This window comes from Bariatricus massiliensis, assembly GCF_900086725.1.
In the GTDB taxonomy this organism is placed as follows: Bacteria; Bacillota; Clostridia; order Lachnospirales; family Lachnospiraceae; genus Allocoprococcus; species Allocoprococcus massiliensis.
Map to the genome: position 1 here is coordinate 232852 of NZ_LT574836.1, position 16344 is coordinate 249195.

At 46.7% G+C, this 16344-nt stretch carries 12 protein-coding genes, 2 tRNA genes and 1 other annotated feature (1 of these 15 only partly in view); of the genes, 13 read left to right on the forward strand and 1 reads right to left on the reverse strand.

From position 1 onward, the window contains the following. Positions 1-133: 133 nt before the first annotated feature. From BN6465_RS02715 to BN6465_RS02730, 4 genes are all read left to right on the forward strand, one after another. Positions 134-1489, forward strand: a complete 1356-nt coding sequence (locus BN6465_RS02715) for a putative DNA modification/repair radical SAM protein (RefSeq protein WP_066732736.1) — start codon at positions 134-136, stop codon at positions 1487-1489. Beyond that, entirely contained in the window at positions 1486-2253 is a 768-nt protein-coding gene (locus BN6465_RS02720; RefSeq protein WP_066731476.1) for a TIGR03915 family putative DNA repair protein, read from the forward strand. Before BN6465_RS02715 ends, BN6465_RS02720 begins: the two co-directional genes overlap by 4 nt. 153 nt (positions 2254-2406) lie before the next feature. Next, positions 2407-2634, forward strand: coding sequence for an HPr family phosphocarrier protein (locus BN6465_RS02725; protein ID WP_066731478.1), 228 nt, complete (start codon positions 2407-2409; stop codon positions 2632-2634). A 226-nt stretch (positions 2635-2860) separates the two neighbouring features. Then, positions 2861-5224, forward strand: coding sequence for an ATP-dependent DNA helicase (locus tag BN6465_RS02730; RefSeq protein WP_066731480.1), 2364 nt, complete (start codon positions 2861-2863; stop codon positions 5222-5224). Here the strand turns inward: BN6465_RS02730 and BN6465_RS02735 are convergent. Then, a complete protein-coding gene (locus BN6465_RS02735) occupies positions 5221-6108 on the reverse strand; it encodes a LysR family transcriptional regulator (RefSeq protein WP_199882784.1) in 888 nt (295 codons plus the stop codon). The genes BN6465_RS02730 and BN6465_RS02735 overlap by 4 nt on opposite strands. 85 nt (positions 6109-6193) lie before the next feature. On the opposite strand from BN6465_RS02735, the gene BN6465_RS02740 reads away from it, so the two are divergent. The 9 genes from BN6465_RS02740 (at position 6194) to BN6465_RS02780 (ending at position 16282) form a co-directional block, all read left to right on the forward strand. Then, positions 6194-6904: a TIGR01906 family membrane protein gene (locus tag BN6465_RS02740; protein WP_066731484.1), complete on the forward strand. Its 711-nt coding sequence runs from the start codon at positions 6194-6196 to the stop codon at positions 6902-6904. Positions 6905-7012: 108 nt separating this feature from the next. Next, positions 7013-10771, forward strand: a complete 3759-nt coding sequence (locus BN6465_RS02745) for a phosphoribosylformylglycinamidine synthase (protein WP_066731488.1) — start codon at positions 7013-7015, stop codon at positions 10769-10771. Between the two features lie 311 nt (positions 10772-11082). After that, positions 11083-12417 (forward strand): NADP-specific glutamate dehydrogenase, encoded by a 1335-nt coding sequence (gdhA, locus tag BN6465_RS02750; RefSeq protein WP_066731489.1) that lies wholly within the window; start codon positions 11083-11085, stop codon positions 12415-12417. 203 nt (positions 12418-12620) lie between these two features. Further along, positions 12621-12693 (forward strand) — tRNA-Val (locus BN6465_RS02755). Between the two features lie 34 nt (positions 12694-12727). Next, positions 12728-12801 (forward strand) — tRNA-Met (locus tag BN6465_RS02760). Between the two features lie 65 nt (positions 12802-12866). Continuing rightward, on the forward strand, positions 12867-14228 hold the full coding sequence (locus BN6465_RS02765) for an MATE family efflux transporter (protein WP_066731490.1): 1362 nt from the start codon (positions 12867-12869) through the stop codon (positions 14226-14228). Between the two features lie 33 nt (positions 14229-14261). Further along, positions 14262-14585, forward strand: coding sequence for a hypothetical protein (locus BN6465_RS02770; RefSeq protein WP_066731491.1), 324 nt, complete (start codon positions 14262-14264; stop codon positions 14583-14585). 7 nt (positions 14586-14592) lie between these two features. Further along, positions 14593-15141 carry a 2-C-methyl-D-erythritol 2,4-cyclodiphosphate synthase gene (ispF, locus tag BN6465_RS02775; protein WP_066731493.1) on the forward strand — a complete coding sequence of 183 codons (549 nt, stop codon included), beginning with the start codon at positions 14593-14595 and terminating at the stop codon, positions 15139-15141. Continuing rightward, on the forward strand, positions 15131-16282 hold the full coding sequence (locus tag BN6465_RS02780; RefSeq protein WP_066731495.1) for a GNAT family N-acetyltransferase: 1152 nt from the start codon (positions 15131-15133) through the stop codon (positions 16280-16282). The genes ispF and BN6465_RS02780 overlap by 11 nt, the downstream gene beginning before the upstream one ends. A gap of 61 nt (positions 16283-16343) precedes the next feature. Next, position 16344, forward strand: a binding site (T-box leader) (it continues 237 nt past the right edge of the window).

Consider the following 16344-nt stretch of genomic DNA (forward strand, 5'->3'; position numbering starts at 1 on the left):
TATAATAGGAAACTGCATTTTAAAAAGTTGTGGAAATAGATACTTGAATAATTGGGATTAATATGATAGACTTTAGATAGAACGAATGTTCGGAACAAAAGTTCTGGTGGAATGGGAAGGGAAGGATGAGATTATGAGGATACAGGAAGACATGTCTATGTACGATAAGCTGAATATTCTTACAGACGCCGCAAAATATGATGTTGCCTGTACGTCCAGCGGCGTGGAGCGCAGAGGCGACGGCACTGGGATGGGCAACTGCGAGAAAGCAGGAATCTGTCACAGTTTTTCGGCGGACGGACGGTGCATATCTCTTCTGAAGATTCTGTTTACCAATGAGTGCATCTATGATTGTAAATACTGTATAAACAGAGCATCCAATGATGTGCAGAGGACATCCTTCACACCGGATGAGATTTGCCGCTTGACGATGGAATTTTATAGAAGAAATTATATAGAAGGGCTTTTTTTAAGTTCCGGCATACTGAAGAGCCCCGACTACACAATGGAGCTGATTTACGCTGCTCTTTATAAGCTGCGTGTGGAATGTAATTTTCAAGGCTATATTCATGTGAAAGCAATTCCGGGGGCCAGCGCTGAATTGATTCGAAGAGTGGGATTTTTGGCGGACAGGATGAGTGTCAATTTGGAGCTGCCTACCAATGAAAGCCTACGCCTGCTGGCCCCTCACAAGAATAGAAAGAATATTCTTACGCCGATGCGTCTTGTCCAGAAGGGGATGATGCAGAACAAGCAGGAGGTGGCGGTTTACAGGAACGCTCCCCGTTTTGTGCCTGCGGGGCAGAGCACACAGATGATTATTGGTGCGACCCCGGAATCCGATTTTCAGATTATGCAGGTGGCGGAAGCTCTCTATAAAAAGTTTGAATTGAAGAGAGTGTTCTACTCGGCCTTTGTCAGTGTCAACGAAGACACGAACCTCCCCGCTAACAGGCAGGAAGGGCCGCCCCTTCTAAGGGAACACCGATTGTATCAGGCGGATTGGCTTCTGCGCTATTATCATTTTGAGGCGGCGGAACTACTCGATGACAAGAATCCCAATTTCAATGTACTGCTGGACCCGAAGTGCAACTGGGCGCTCAAGCATTTGGAGACGTTCCCGGTCGAAATCAATCGTGCGGATTATCTTACGCTTCTTCGAGTTCCGGGAATCGGATACAAGTCTGCAGAGAGGATTGTGAAGGCAAGAAAGTTTGCGGTTCTGGATTTCGCAGATTTGAAGAAAATTGGTGTGGTATTGAAAAGGGCGTTATACTTTATTACCTGCAGTGGGAAGATGATGTACCCCACTAAGATAGAGGAAGATTATATTACCCGCAACCTCCTCAACGTAGGGGAAAAGCTTCCGGACTCGGTCAAGGAGATGAGTTTCAGACAGCTTAACTTGTTTGATGATGTGAATTTTTATAAGGAAGATCTGCGGGAGAAGAAGAGGAGGATTCCTGCATTTGAGCAGGCTGCGCTATGAAAAGAATATATATTTGCCAAGATAATATTACCGGATTGTTTTCTGCCGTTTATGACGCGTGGAAACAGCGTAGGGAGAGCGGTGAGGCCGGGATCGCTTTTAGAGGAAGCGTGGCGCAGGAGCTGTTCTGTGAGTATGTGGAAGTGGCAGAGTCAGAAGAAAAGGCCATAGCAGTAGAGAATCTGATCAAGAGGCATTTGGGGGATGATTCATACTGGGATTTGTACCATGCGGCGCTTTCTGCGGATTCGGATAAGGGAAGCGCGATTTTAGGGACTATGCTGGAGGCTAGGAAGATACCGGACAGCAGGAAGATCATGAATTATTTGACTTGTCCACATGTGGCTAAAGTCTTTGAACTGAATCGCAGAGTGAGCAATGAGGCTCATTACTTTAAAGAGTTCATACGGTTCAAAGAGCTGGACAGTGGAATTTTAGTTTCCAAGATTCGGCCTAAAAGTCAGGTCCTTACTTGCGTGGCGCCTCACTTTGCGGACAGGCTGCCCTTGGAAAATTGGATGATATATGACCAGACCCATGGCATGTTCGTGGTGCATGAGAGTAAGAAAAACTGGGTCTTGGTCTCGGGGGTACAAGTGAATATAGAGAAATTGGACCGCTATTCTGACTCTGAGTTGGAGATGCAGCGGCTGTTCAAAGGGTTCTGTAAAAGTATTTCTATAGAAGAAAGATGCAGCTATAATAGACAGAGGCAGCACCTTCCATTATGGTTCCGACAAAATATGGTAGAGTTTGAACAATAATATACTATATTTTGGAATTTATTTGGGGAAATAGGCGATTGACAGCAAATAGACGAAGTGGCATAATTGTTTCAATCGATGAGGGCATGATGCTGCCTTCCCGTTCATATAGATAAACGATGGAGTAGGAACCCTGAAAGGAGTGTGTTGGCAATGGAACATGAGTGCAAGATAATGCTTTCGACAGATAATGTCAAAGAATTCGTACGCTCGGCCGAACAATGCGATTTTGATGTTAACGTATTCTATAATCGTTTTGTCATTGATGCCAAATCAATTTTGGGCGTACTTAGCTTGGATTTGTCAAGAGTCTTGACCGTGCAGTATGCCGGATTGAATCCTATGTTTGAAAAGACGCTGCGGAAATTTTGTGTGGCTTAGTGTAAAGAGTTAGATAAAGTGTACAGCGCCTGTCAAAGCAGGAAGCGGCGCGTACAGGAGAAATGAAAAGGGGAAAGGGCACTGCGGCAGCAATTTATGTAACCGCGGGTGCTCTTTTTGTAGTTTATAATCTTTGTTTTACTTTATGTAAGGTTGTGATAAAATGATGCTAGGGTCAAAAGGTCATACAATGCATGTTATTGTATGACAGAGGAGGAATAGACAAATGGAGCAGGATATGCCGGCAGTACGCATTTCCGTCAGAAACTTGGTGGAATTTATATTGCGGGAGGGCGATATTGATAATCGGAACGGCGGGGGGCCGGACAAAGAGGCGATGCAGCTGGGCGCAAAGATACATCGGAAAATCCAGAGGAGAATGGGCTCGGAGTATAAGGCTGAAGTGCCGCTGAAGGTGGAAGTTCCGTGTGACGGTTTTTTGCTGAGAGTGGAGGGACGCGCTGACGGAATTATCAATTCCGGCGGAGCGGTTACGGTCGATGAAATCAAAGGGGTGCTCTGCGAGCTGGAGCAGGTGAAAGCCCCGGCAGGTGTACATCTTGCTCAGGCCAAATGTTATGCATATATTTACGGTGTCCAGAATGAGTATGAAAATGTGAGCGTCCAGATGACTTACTGTCAGATGGAGACAGAGGAAATCCGGCAATTTGTAGAAACATTCTCCATAGCGGAATTGGAAAGCTGGTTCTTGGACGTGGTAAAACAGTATGAAAAGTGGGCCAAATTCCAAGTGGAGTGGCGGGGGCAGAGAAATGCGTCGATTAAGAAGGTTGAGTTCCCTTTCGATTATCGAGAGGGGCAGAGGGAGTTGACGGCTTCTGTATACCGGACGATTTTGAGGAAGAAGAAACTATTTATACAGGCTCCCACCGGTGTGGGTAAGACTATGGCCACTGTTTTTCCGGCCGTGAAGGCCGTGGGGGAAGAACTGGGAGAGAAGATTTTTTACTTGACTGCAAAAACGATTACGAGGACTGTGGCAGAGCAGGCATTTCAGAAATTGAAGGAGCAGGCACTGCGATTCAAAGTACTCACCTTGACCGCCAAGGAAAAAATTTGTTTTTGCGAGGAAACGAACTGTAATCCGGAGCACTGTCCTTATGCCAAGGGACATTATGACCGGGTGAATGATGCCGTCTATGAACTTCTGACGTCATCGGATGACATGAGCCGTGAGTCCGTGGAAGATATGGCGAAAAAGTATAACATTTGTCCTTTTGAAATGTCTCTCGATCTGTCCGTGTGGATGGATGGGGTAATCTGCGATTATAATTATGTGTTTGACCCTAACGCGCATTTGAAGCGTTTTTTTTCAGAAGGAATTTCCGGGGAGTATTTGTTTTTGATAGATGAAGCCCACAATCTGGTGGAGCGGGGAAGGCAGATGTACAGCGCGGACATTTACAAAGAGGAATTCCTTGAAATAAAACGTCTGGTCAAAAATGAGGATGCACGGCTGGCAAAAAGAGCCGATGAATGTAATAAACTGCTTCTTACGATGAAGAGAGAATGTGAATCGTATCAGGTGGTGGAGAGCGTAGGACATCTATATTTGAAGTTTATGAATGTGATGGCGGAGGTGGAACGCTTTCTTGAGAATTGCGAGAACGAAGAGATGCGGGATAAGGTTCTGGACTTCTACTTTCGAATACGTGATTTTTTAGGGATTTATGACAGATTGGATGAGAATTATGTGATTTATACAGAGCTTGAGGAAGACGGGCGCTTTAAGCTCAAACTATTCTGTGTGAATCCGGCCGCCAATCTTCAGCAGTTCCTTGATATGGGGAACAGCGCCGTATTTTTTTCCGCTACCTTGCTTCCAATCCAGTATTATAAAAAGCTTCTCAGCACAGATACGGATAATTATGCGATCTATGCGGATTCTTCCTTTGATTCTAAGAACCGTCTGCTGATGAACGGTACGGATGTGAGTACCAGATACACACGCAGAGGCGAGGGGATGTATCAGAGATATGCGTCCTATATATGGAATACCATCAAGGCAAAAAAGGGTAATTATATGGCGTTTTTTCCGTCCTATAGATTTATGGAGGCGGTATATGAGCAGTTTGAAGCATTTCTCCAGAAAGAGCCGGAAGTGGCGGAGTGTATTCTTCAATCCCACTTTATGAATGAAGAGGCTCGTGAGATTTTTTTGGAGACATTTGAAGAGGAGCGGGATGAAAGTCTTGTGGGATTCTGTGTAATGGGAGGAATTTTCTCGGAGGGGATCGATTTGGCGCAGGAAAAGCTGATTGGCGCCTTTATCGTGGGGACGGGCCTTCCACAGGTCTGCTGCGAGAGGGAGATATTAAAGAATTATTTTGATGATAAGGGAATGCAGGGGTTTGATTATGCTTATCTGTATCCGGGGATGAACAAAGTCCTGCAGGCAGCCGGAAGAGTCATCCGCACAGAGGAGGACAGAGGAGTCATTCTCCTTTTGGATGACCGTTTCCGGGAACCACGGTGTAGAGAGATATTTCCAAGAGAATGGAGCGACTGCGGTCTGACAAGGCTCTCTGAGGTTGAGGCAAAGGTAAAGGAATTCTGGAAATACTTCTAATCCTGAACTTCGTCAAAATAGTTCAAAAATTCCATGGCGGCGCGTGATACGGGGACATGGCTGTTCCAGGAAACCACGAGCTGCCGTGTGGGGAGTTGTTCTTTTGTCTGGACAATGAACAGATTCTTTGACTTATGGGGAATGCAGTAATCCGGAACGAAGGCAATGCCTAAGCCGATGCTGGCGAGGTCGATCAGCAAGTCGTTGCTGCTCAGCTCTATTTCAGGAACCAGATCCAACTGCTGCTGCTGGAACAAACTGTGGAGAAACTCACTGGTGGTACTTTTTTTGTCCAGCATGATGATAGGATAGTCCAAAAGCTGGCTGAATGTCAGTTTTTTCTCCTTCAACTCTGAAAAAGAGGAGTTGGCGATAAAGACATCACGGAACGTCTTGATTTTTTTGACGGAAGCAAGGTTTCCCAAATAGGCATTGGGATAATTGGCCACAATCAAATCAACTTGGCCTGTCTCCAAAAGTTCCGTACACTTTATAGAGGTAGCGTTGGTCACTTTTATATGAGCGCTGGGAAATGCCTTGTGAAAGCGCTCCAAATATGGTACGAGAAAATAGCGGCATATGGTGTCGCTGGCGCCGATGCGGATCTGCCCTCCGGTGGATGCGGATTCTATAATCTGAGATTCGCCCCGTTTGATCAAGTTGATCGCGGGCTCGATATGACGCAGAAGAATTTCCCCTTCGGGAGTAAGCTGCACTTTTTTCGTGCTGCGGATAAATAATGTCTGGTCCAGCTTTTTCTCCAACGCCTTGATAGACTGGCTGACGGCGGATTGAGAGATAAAAAGCTGTTTCGATGCCTCGGAAAAGCTCAAGGTCGCAGCTACATAATAAAATACTTTATATAATTCATAGTTGATATCCATTATTAGTCCTCCTTATAAAGCTAATATGTATTATAAGTGATTAAATGAGAAAATACAACAAAATAGTGAAAGGTAGACACGGAAAATGAAAAATAACGGTTTAAAAAATGCGGTGGCGGTATTGGCAATGTTCTGTCTGATTATTGCAGTCCTGATTACTAGTTTTCAGGCTGCAATTTATGGGGACACGAAATACCGGTTCTATGAGAAAGAATATGAAAGATACGAAGTGACCGAGGAGCTGAATATGGAGATGGCGGATGTAATGGCGGTCACACATTACATGATGGACTATCTGATAGGCAGGGAGGAGGTGCTGTCCATAGAAACTATGGTGGACGGACAGAGGCAGGACTTTTTTAACGAGCAGGACCGGCTGCATATGGAGGATGTAAAGAATCTTTTTTTGGGCGGTCTGGCCCTCCGGTGGTGGCTGTTGGGAGGATTTGCTGTTTTGACCGCATTGTTCGTGTGGCTGAAAGGGGATTGGAAGCGCTGGATTCCCAAGGCCTATTTTATCGGGCTGGGGATATTTGGAGTCCTTACTGTCATTTTAGGGGTCTTGTTCGCATCGGATTTTACAAAGTATTTTACAATATTTCACGAGATTTTCTTTACCAATGATTTGTGGATGTTTGACCCGGAGACGGATTATATGATTCGGATGCTGCCGGAGGGGTTCTTCTATGACATGGTCATGAGAATCGGTCTGGTCTTTGCCGGCCTGCTGGTGCTTCTATTTGCCGCCGCGCTTATATGGAAATGGGTAATAAAGAAAAAGGCGGATAAAATATAAGTAATACTTATAAAAGTGTTAAGATATATTGATTATACTTATAAAAGAAGTTGTGGTATACTTAAAAGGAAAGTAATACCGCGAGAATTACAAAAACGGAGGAAAATTATGAGCAGTGTAAAACGTGTGTATGTTGAAAAGAAACCAGAGTTTGCCGTACAGGCAAAGGAATTGATGCACGAAGTGATAAGCTACCTTGGAATTCAGACAGTGACAAATTTACGTGTACTCATCCGTTATGACGTGGAGGATCTTACGGAAGAGACCTTTGAAAGAGCCTGCAACGGGGTGTTTGCAGAGCCGCCTGTAGACATGCTTTATCTTGAAGAATTCCCGGTAAATGCAGAGGATAGAATTTTTTCCGTGGAATACCTTCCGGGACAGTTTGACCAGAGAGCAGATTCTGCTGTCCAGTGTGTCCAGTTTATCAAAGAGGATGAGACTCCGGTCATTAAGACGGCCACAACTTATGTGATTGAAGGCCAAGTTACGGATGCGGAGTTCGAGGCCATAAAGGCTCACTGCATCAACCCCGTTGATTCCAGAGAGACTGGGATGGACAAGCCGGAAACCTTGGTCACACATTTTGAAGAGCCGGAGGATGTGAAATATTTTGAAGGTTTCAAAGAGATGCCGGAGGCAGAACTGAAAGCGCTTTATAATTCTCTGGGATTAGCGATGACCTTCAGAGACTTCCAGCATATTCAAAACTATTTTAAAAACGAGGAGCACAGAGACCCGTCCATGACAGAAATCCGTGTTTTGGATACGTACTGGTCTGACCACTGCCGTCATACTACATTTTCGACCGAGCTTACCGATGTCACATTCGGCGACGGGGATTACCGGACTCCCATCGAAGAGACTTATAGGGAATATCTGCAGACTCACAGTGAGATATTTAAAGGCCGTGAGGATAAGTTTGTCTGCCTGATGGATCTGGCCCTCATGGCAATGAGAAAGCTGAAAAAGGAAGGAAAGCTGGAGGATCAGGAAGAGTCTGATGAGATTAACGCGTGCAGCATCGTTGTGCCTGTTGAGGTAGACGGAGTGGAAGAGGAGTGGCTTGTGAACTTTAAGAACGAGACACACAACCATCCTACCGAGATCGAGCCCTTCGGTGGTGCGGCAACCTGTCTGGGCGGAGCAATCCGTGACCCGTTGTCAGGGCGTACCTATGTATATCAGGCGATGCGCGTTACCGGAGCGGCAGACCCGACGGTGTCTGTGCAGGAGACTATGAAGGGAAAACTTCCGCAGAAAAAGCTGGTGCGCAGTGCGGCACACGGTTATAGCTCTTACGGAAATCAGATTGGCCTTGCAACCGGCATGGTAAAGGAAATCTACCATCCGAATTATGTGGCAAAGAGAATGGAAATCGGTGCGGTATTGGGCGCGGCGCCGAGACGTGCGGTTATCCGCGAAACATCGGATCCGGGCGATATCATCATCCTGCTTGGAGGGCGCACTGGCCGTGATGGATGCGGCGGGGCTACCGGCTCATCCAAGGTACACACCGAAGAGTCTATTGAGACGTGCGGCGCGGAAGTGCAGAAGGGGAATCCGCCGACAGAGCGGAAGATTCAGCGCTTGTTCCGCAGAGAAGAAGTAAGTAAGCTGATTAAAAAGTGTAATGATTTTGGTGCCGGAGGGGTGTCTGTAGCAATCGGAGAGCTGGCAGACGGCTTAAAGGTAGATTTGGATAAGGTTCCGAAGAAATATGCGGGACTGGACGGGACTGAGATCGCAATCTCTGAATCTCAGGAGCGTATGGCTGTCGTAGTATCGCCTGAAGACGCAGAACAGTTTCTGGCTTACGCGAAAGAAGAGAATCTGGAGGCGGTGAAAGTTGCGGTAGTGACGGAGGAGCCGAGACTTGTACTCTCTTGGAGAGGCAAAGATATCGTAGATATTTCCCGGGCATTTCTTGACACGAACGGTGCGCATCAGGAAACGACCGTTAAAGTAGACATCCCGATGGAGGAGGACAGTCCTCTCGTACAGTTTGTGGAAGTCGGGGATGTGAGGGAAAAATGGCTGAATACTTTGAAGGATTTGAATGTGTGCTCACAGAAGGGTCTGGTGGAGATGTTTGACGGCTCCATCGGCGCGGCGTCTGTTTTTATGCCTCACGGCGGTAAATATCAGATGACAGAGACACAGAGCATGGTGGCAAAGCTCCCGGTGATGAATGGCAAATGTGACACGGTGACGATGATGAGCTATGGGTTCGACCCGTATCTGTCAAGCTGGAGCCCATATCATGGCGCTGTCTATGCGGTGACAGAGTCCGTGGCAAAGATCGTGGCCACAGGCGGTGATTACCGCAGGATTCGATTCACATTCCAAGAGTATTTCCGGCGTATGACGGAGGACCCGTCCAGATGGAGCCAGCCTTTTGCGGCACTTCTCGGAGCCTACAAGGCACAGATTGGATTCGGACTTCCTTCCATTGGTGGTAAGGACAGTATGTCCGGTACGTTTGAGAATATCGATGTTCCACCTACATTAGTATCCTTTGCTGTAGACATTGCAAAACAGCAGGACATTATTACACCGGAACTTAAGAATGCGGGAAATAAACTGGTATGGCTGCGTATAGACAAAGACAGCTACAGCCTGCCTGTATATGAAAAGGTGATGGAGCAGTACGGCAAATTCACGGAGGACATTGGCGGCGGACGCATCGTTTCTGCATACGCCCTTGACCGCCACGGCGTGATTGCGGCAGTCAGCAAAATGGCGTTCGGCAATGGCATGGGTGTCAAGCTGGAGCACAATCTGGATGCCAGAGAGCTGTTTGCACCTGCATTTGGCGATATTGTGGCAGAGGTTCCGGCTGATAAGCTGGGAGAGCTTCAAATAAGTTATACGGTAATCGGTGAAGTGACAAGCGGACAGACACTTTCCTACCGCGATGCGGTAATCACATTAAAAGAAGCCGGGGAGGCATGGACGGAGACGCTCGAAAATGTATTCCGCACCGTTTCTGATGAAGCTGGGACAGAAGAAGTGGCATCTCCTCTTTATAAGACAGAGGATATCCATATCTGCACCCATAAGATAGGCCAGCCCACCGTGTTTATTCCTGTATTTCCGGGAACGAACTGTGAATACGACAGTGCAAGGGCATTTGAGCGTGCCGGAGCCAAGGTGATAACCCGTGTATTTAAAAATATGGATGCGTCCGATATTTTGGATTCGGTGGCAGAATTTGAAAAAGAGATTGCCAAGTCACAGATTATTATGTTCCCGGGAGGCTTCTCAGCGGGTGATGAGCCGGATGGCTCCGCAAAGTTTTTCGCGACAGCGTTCCAAAATGCGAAGCTGAAGGAAGCGGTTGAAAAGCTTTTGGGCGAAAGGGATGGATTGGTCCTCGGTGTCTGCAATGGTTTCCAGACATTGGTAAAGCTTGGTCTGGTGCCTCACGGAGCGATTGTAGGACAGACATCGGATTCACCGACACTGACATACAACACAATCGGCCGCCATATCTCCAAGATGGTTTACACAAAGGTCGTATCGAACAAATCACCGTGGCTTGCGCAGGCAGAGTTGGGTGGTGTGTACACAAATCCTGCTTCCCACGGAGAAGGAAGGTTTGTTGCCAGCGAAGAGTGGCTCGACAGGTTGTTTGTCAATGGTCAGGTAGCAACACAATATTGCGATGTGAGCGGCAATGTATCCATGAACGAGGAGTGGAACGTCAACGGTTCTTACCGCGCGATTGAAGGCATTACAAGTCCTGACGGGCGTGTGCTTGGAAAGATGGCACATTCTGAGCGCCGTGCCGACGGAGTGGCGATTAATATTTACGGCGAACAGGATCTCAAGATATTTGAATCAGGAGTCGCATATTTTAAATAGTTTCAATGAAGTTAAGACCATGGGGGCGAAAGCTCCCATGGTTTTTATTGATATAGGGAATCTCCTGTATTGAAAATATATTTCATACGGAAATGTACAGTTCATAAAAAAAGACAAATGCAGGAAATGAAGAGTATACTTGCATAAAAAGAAAAATAAATCAATAAAACAGGTGAAAAAACAACCATAATTGAAATAGAATGCGCTCTAATATTCAAAAAAATACACAAATAATGGAAAAAATCTTGACATGAGGGGATGATTGTTTTAAAGTGATAAAAGACTAATAGATTCAGGAGGTAGTGAGTAGTATGTCTTATGTTGATGAAGTGATTGAGTTGGTAGTAAAGAAAAATCCGGCAGAACCAGAATTCCATCAGGCAGTTAAAGAAGTGCTGGAATCTCTTCGACTTGTAGTGGAAGCGAATGAAGAAAAATATAGAAAAGACGCGCTGCTGGAGAGGCTGGTAGAGCCTGAAAGGCAGTTCAAATTCCGTGTCCCGTGGGTGGACGACAAAGGTCAGGTTCAGGTCAATACAGGTTACCGTGTACAATTTAACAGTGCGATCGGGCCATATAAAGGAGGCCTCCGCCTCCATCCGTCTGTAAATCTTGGTATCATCAAATTCCTTGGGTTTGAACAGATATTCAAGAATTCTCTCACCGGACTGCCAATCGGCGGTGGAAAGGGTGGATCTGACTTTGATCCAAAGGGGAAGTCGGACCGTGAGGTAATGGCGTTCTGCCAGAGTTTTATGACAGAATTGTGTAAATATATCGGCGCCGATACAGACGTTCCCGCTGGGGATATCGGTACGGGAGCGAGGGAAATCGGATATATGTACGGTCAGTATAAGCGTATCCGTGGACTGTCTGAAGGTGTGCTCACAGGGAAGGGATTAAGTTATGGCGGCTCTCTGGCGCGTACAGAAGCTACCGGTTATGGTCTTTTATATCTGACGCAGGAGATGCTGAAGCTGAATGGACATGAGCTTTCAGGAAAAACGGTGGCCGTATCCGGCTCGGGTAATGTTGCGATTTATGCGACGCAAAAAGCCCAGCAGCTGGGGGCGAAAGTAGTAACGGTCAGCGATTCTACAGGATGGGTATATGATGCGGACGGAATTGATGTCGACGCATTGAAAGAAATCAAGGAAGTAAGCAGGGCCAGACTTACAGAATATAAGAGCTATCGACCTAATTCAGAGTATCATGAGGGGCGCGGCGTATGGTCTGTGAAGGTAGATATTGCACTCCCCTGTGCGACGCAGAATGAGCTGCTGTTAGAGGATGCAAAACAACTGGTGGCAAATGGCTGTATTGCGGTAGCGGAAGGGGCCAATATGCCTACAACTCTTGAGGCGACAGAATATCTTCAGGCGAACGGCGTGCTGTTCGCGCCGGGTAAAGCTGCCAACGCGGGTGGTGTGGCTACTTCAGCGCTGGAGATGTCCCAGAACAGCGAGAGGCTGAGCTGGTCATTTGAAGAAGTAGACGCCAGACTGCAGAGAATCATGGTGGATATCTGCCATAATATGGCGGACGCGGCAGAGCGTTATGATGTAAAAGGAAATTATGTGGCCGGCGCTAATATCGCTGGTTTCGAAAAAGTGGCCGATGCCATGACAGCGCAGGGAATCGTATAAAGAGAGAATATATGTTACTTACTGGAATCCGGGAGGAGGTTTCCGACCGGATTCTGGATGGAAAGATGTGCATAAACTGTCAGAAAATTATTTGTTTTTCAAAAAAAAGATGAACTTTAAAAAAATACAAAAAACTGTTGACATTTGTTGAAAAATCATTGTATAATAGCAGAGCGAGTTGAGGACAACAACTTGTAAAATATGGGATCATAGCTCAGCTGGGAGAGCATCTGCCTTACAAGCAGAGGGTCATAGGTTCGAGCCCTATTGGTCCCATTTTACAGCTAAAAAGCTGTTGACAATTAAATATGGCGGGATAGCTCAGTTGGCTAGAGCATACGGTTCATACCCGTAGTGTCGCTGGTTCGAATCCAGTTCCCGCTACTTAGAAACCCTTGTATATTTGCAAGGGTTTTTCATATATCTGGGTATATTACTAAGGAGAAAAGATGAGGACAAGTAAGCTTACTGAAGGAAAAATATGGAGTACACTGTTAAATTTTGCGATTCCCTTTCTTATGGCCAGCCTGCTTCAGGCGCTCTATGGGGCGGCGGATTTATTCATGGTAGGACAGTTCGCGGACTCTGCGGCTGTATCTGCTGTTGCCAGTGGAAGCCAGATTATGCAGACGCTCACGGGAGTCGTGCTGGGAATATCCACAGGAGGGACAGTTCTGATCGGCCGGTATATTGGCGCAAAGGATGAAGAAGGTGCGGCCAGAGCAGTGGGAACGATGTGCATCGTTTTTGCGGGATTGGCGCTGCTTCTGACACCGCTTATGACCGCGGCGAGCGGCGGGGTTGTCACATTGATGCAGATGCCGACGGAAGCGGTGCATTATGCCAAAGAGTATTTGTTTATCTGCTCCTGTGGGATTCCGTTCATTATTGGATATAATGCGGTCAGTGGTATCTTCCGTGGGATGGGGGATTCCCGCACTCCGGTTTATTTTATCGCCTTGGCGTGTGTGGTTAACGTAGGGCTGGATTATCTACTGGTTGCCAGATTGCATATGGCGGCGGCAGGAGCGGCTGCTGCCACGATTACGGCGCAGGCTGTCAGCTTTTTGGCGGCGCTTTTCTATATGGTGAAGAGAGGACTGGCCTTTCCGTTCGGGCGGAGGCATCTTCGGTTTCATACGCCCTCGGCGGTCTTCATTTTCAAAGTAGGCTGTCCGCTGGCGCTTCAGGATGCCCTTGTCAACATGTCGTTTCTGATTATTACGGCAATTGTCAACAGTATGGGGGTAATCGCCTCGGCGTCGGTAGGTGTAGTAGAAAAGATATTGGGATTCGCTATGCTGCCGCCGGGAGCATTTTCTTCTGCGGTGGCGACTATGACGGCACAGAATATAGGAGCAGGTAAGCCGAAACGGGCTCTTCGGGGACTTCAATTTGGAATTTTGTATTCCCTGATATTTGGTGTGATTGTATTTGTGACGGCTCAAATCACGCCGGAGACAATCACTTCTATTTTTACGACGGATCGTCTGGTCGTGGAGGGGGCTGCCCGGTATTTTCAATCATTTTCCATCGATTGTATGCTGGTCGCGTTCGTGTTCAATATGAACGCCTATTTCAGCGGGTGTGGAAGGTCTGTCATTTCAATGGTGCATAGCCTGCTGGCAACATTCTGTGTGAGGATACCGGTATCCTATTTCGTGAGCCGGATGGAAGGGAGCACCAATGAAATTTTGAGGATGCTTGGATTTGCCGTACCTATGGCAACAGCATTTTCGCTGGCTGTGTGTACCGTATATTTTATATGGCAGAAAAAGCGTGGCAATTCTAACGTAGATGTGATAAAATAGGACAATGAGCAAAGAATACACGGAGGAAAAAAGATGCAGACAAGGACAAGAAAAATATTTATGGCGTTCGTGGGCGCATATTTAGTATATATGGGAGTTCAGTTGGTGAACAGCGCTGTCAAAGGCAATCCACAGAATAAGATTTTATTTATTATATGCGGTGTGGTCTTTGCGCTGTTCGGCGCTGCTACCGTCATATTTAATATCAAGGAATATATAAAGGCCGGTAAGGAAGAACAGGAAGCATTGGACGAAGTTGAGGACGACAGCAATTCCGGACAAGACGACGATGATTCCGGACAGAACGATGGTGCCGGGGAGCAGGAAGAAGATAAGGATTCTGAAGAAGGGAAATAGACAATATATGAGAGTTGGAATGGGTTACGATGTCCATAAGCTGGTAGAAGGACGGGAGTTGATTTTAGGAGGGGTGAGGATTCCTTATGAAAAGGGCCTTCTCGGCCATTCTGATGCTGATGTCCTGCTGCACGCTGTCATGGACGCACTTCTCGGAGCGGCGACCCTTGGCGATATTGGAAAGCATTTTCCTGATACCGATGCTGAGTATAAGGGAATATCCAGTATAGAGCTTTTGAAGCGTGTGGGAAAGCTGCTGGATGATGAGATGTACATTGTGGAAAATATTGATGCGACAATCATTGCACAGCGCCCGAAGATGCGGCCTTATATCCAAGAGATGGAGGCCAATATTGCGGCGGCCTTAGGGATTCGTGATAATCAGGTCAATATAAAGGCGACTACAGAAGAGGGGCTTGGGTTTACCGGAAGTGGTGAAGGCATTTCTTCACAGGCAATCTGCGCGATTGAGAAGCTCACCAATCTTAGGAGTGTGGATGTCACGCAGGTAAGCCGTTCTTGTGCCGGATGCGGGGGCTGCGCCTATGATTCTTAAGAGATTAAAGCAGAGTGAGAATCTGTTGACAAGGCCTTTGTGGGAGCGGGTGTTCGATGAAGACACGCAGGCTTTCGTCGAATATTATTATACAGAGAAGATCAAAGACAATGATATTTATGTGATAGAGACCGATGGTGCCATACGCTCTATGATTCATTTGAACCCTTACGTTCTGCATGTAGGGCCAAGAGAAGTGGCAGGCCGCTATATTGTCGGGGTTGCTACCGACATTTTGTGCAGAGGACAGGGATATATGACCGAGCTGCTGAAAAAGTCTATGCGGGACATGTACACGGCACATCTTCCGTTCACCTTTTTGATGCCTGCGGATGAGAAGATTTATTATCCCCATCATTTCCGCTTTATATATGCGGCGGAGCAATGGCGGATTTCATTGTGTCCGGATGAGGAGACAGAACAGGAGATTCATGCAGAGCCTCTTCTTACGAATGCTATGAAAGCCTCGGAGCGGGCAGGGAATAAGATAGAGCTGCGCAGGGCGGAGAAAGTGGACTGCAAACGCATGTCAGAGTTCGCTGAATATCTGCTGCGCGATACTTGCCAAGTGTACGCCAAACGTGACCGCAGATATTATGAGAGGCTTTTGGAGGAACAGATTAGTCAAAAGGGCGGAATCATGATTGCGGAGGAAGATGACTCCATCAAGGGAATGTTTATTTATGATGATGAAGCAGGCTTTTCTGTGCGGGAGCCCATGACTGCTCCCGGATATGAGTTGGTGTTCGAAGAACTGGGAATTCGGTTCGAGAAACAGCCGAAGAAAAAACCTATCATAATGGCCAGACTGCTTCACATAGAGACTTTGCTTTCCTGTATGGTGTGCTGGGAGGAGATGAATGTCAAATTCTGGCTGGTAGACCCTTTAATACAAGAAAACAATAAGCTGTTTATGATAAAAGGCAATTGTGAGCATCTTGTGGTGCGCACGAAACCTGCCGTGAAGCCGGAGGATGACGTACAGCTTATCAGTATCAGCGCGCTGGCAAGTATTTTGTTCGGTTACAAGTCGCTGGAGGCCATTGAGAAAGAGGAACAGGAGACATTTTCGGATGAGTTTAAAGGCGAGATGCGCAAACTGGTCCCGCTGCAGAATGTTTTTCTCAATGAAATTGTATAGGTTCATGGTTGACAAAATAAAATAATTCGCATAGTATATAACTAGATATGGGATATAAAGAA

Bases quoted from the DNA above. Each gene is read 5' to 3' on its own strand.
- BN6465_RS02715 (WP_066732736.1), top strand. From the start codon at position 134: ATGAGGATACAGGAAGACATGTCTATGTACGATAAGCTGAATATTCTT.
- BN6465_RS02720 (WP_066731476.1), top strand. From the start codon at position 1,486: ATGAAAAGAATATATATTTGCCAAGATAATATTACCGGATTGTTTTCT.
- BN6465_RS02725 (WP_066731478.1), top strand. From the start codon at position 2,407: ATGGAACATGAGTGCAAGATAATGCTTTCGACAGATAATGTCAAAGAA.
- BN6465_RS02730 (WP_066731480.1), top strand. From the start codon at position 2,861: ATGGAGCAGGATATGCCGGCAGTACGCATTTCCGTCAGAAACTTGGTG.
- BN6465_RS02735 (WP_199882784.1), bottom strand. From the start codon at position 6,108: ATGGATATCAACTATGAATTATATAAAGTATTTTATTATGTAGCTGCG.
- BN6465_RS02740 (WP_066731484.1), top strand. From the start codon at position 6,194: ATGAAAAATAACGGTTTAAAAAATGCGGTGGCGGTATTGGCAATGTTC.
- BN6465_RS02745 (WP_066731488.1), top strand. From the start codon at position 7,013: ATGAGCAGTGTAAAACGTGTGTATGTTGAAAAGAAACCAGAGTTTGCC.
- gdhA (WP_066731489.1), top strand. From the start codon at position 11,083: ATGTCTTATGTTGATGAAGTGATTGAGTTGGTAGTAAAGAAAAATCCG.
- BN6465_RS02765 (WP_066731490.1), top strand. From the start codon at position 12,867: ATGAGGACAAGTAAGCTTACTGAAGGAAAAATATGGAGTACACTGTTA.
- BN6465_RS02770 (WP_066731491.1), top strand. From the start codon at position 14,262: ATGCAGACAAGGACAAGAAAAATATTTATGGCGTTCGTGGGCGCATAT.
- ispF (WP_066731493.1), top strand. From the start codon at position 14,593: ATGAGAGTTGGAATGGGTTACGATGTCCATAAGCTGGTAGAAGGACGG.
- BN6465_RS02780 (WP_066731495.1), top strand. From the start codon at position 15,131: ATGATTCTTAAGAGATTAAAGCAGAGTGAGAATCTGTTGACAAGGCCT.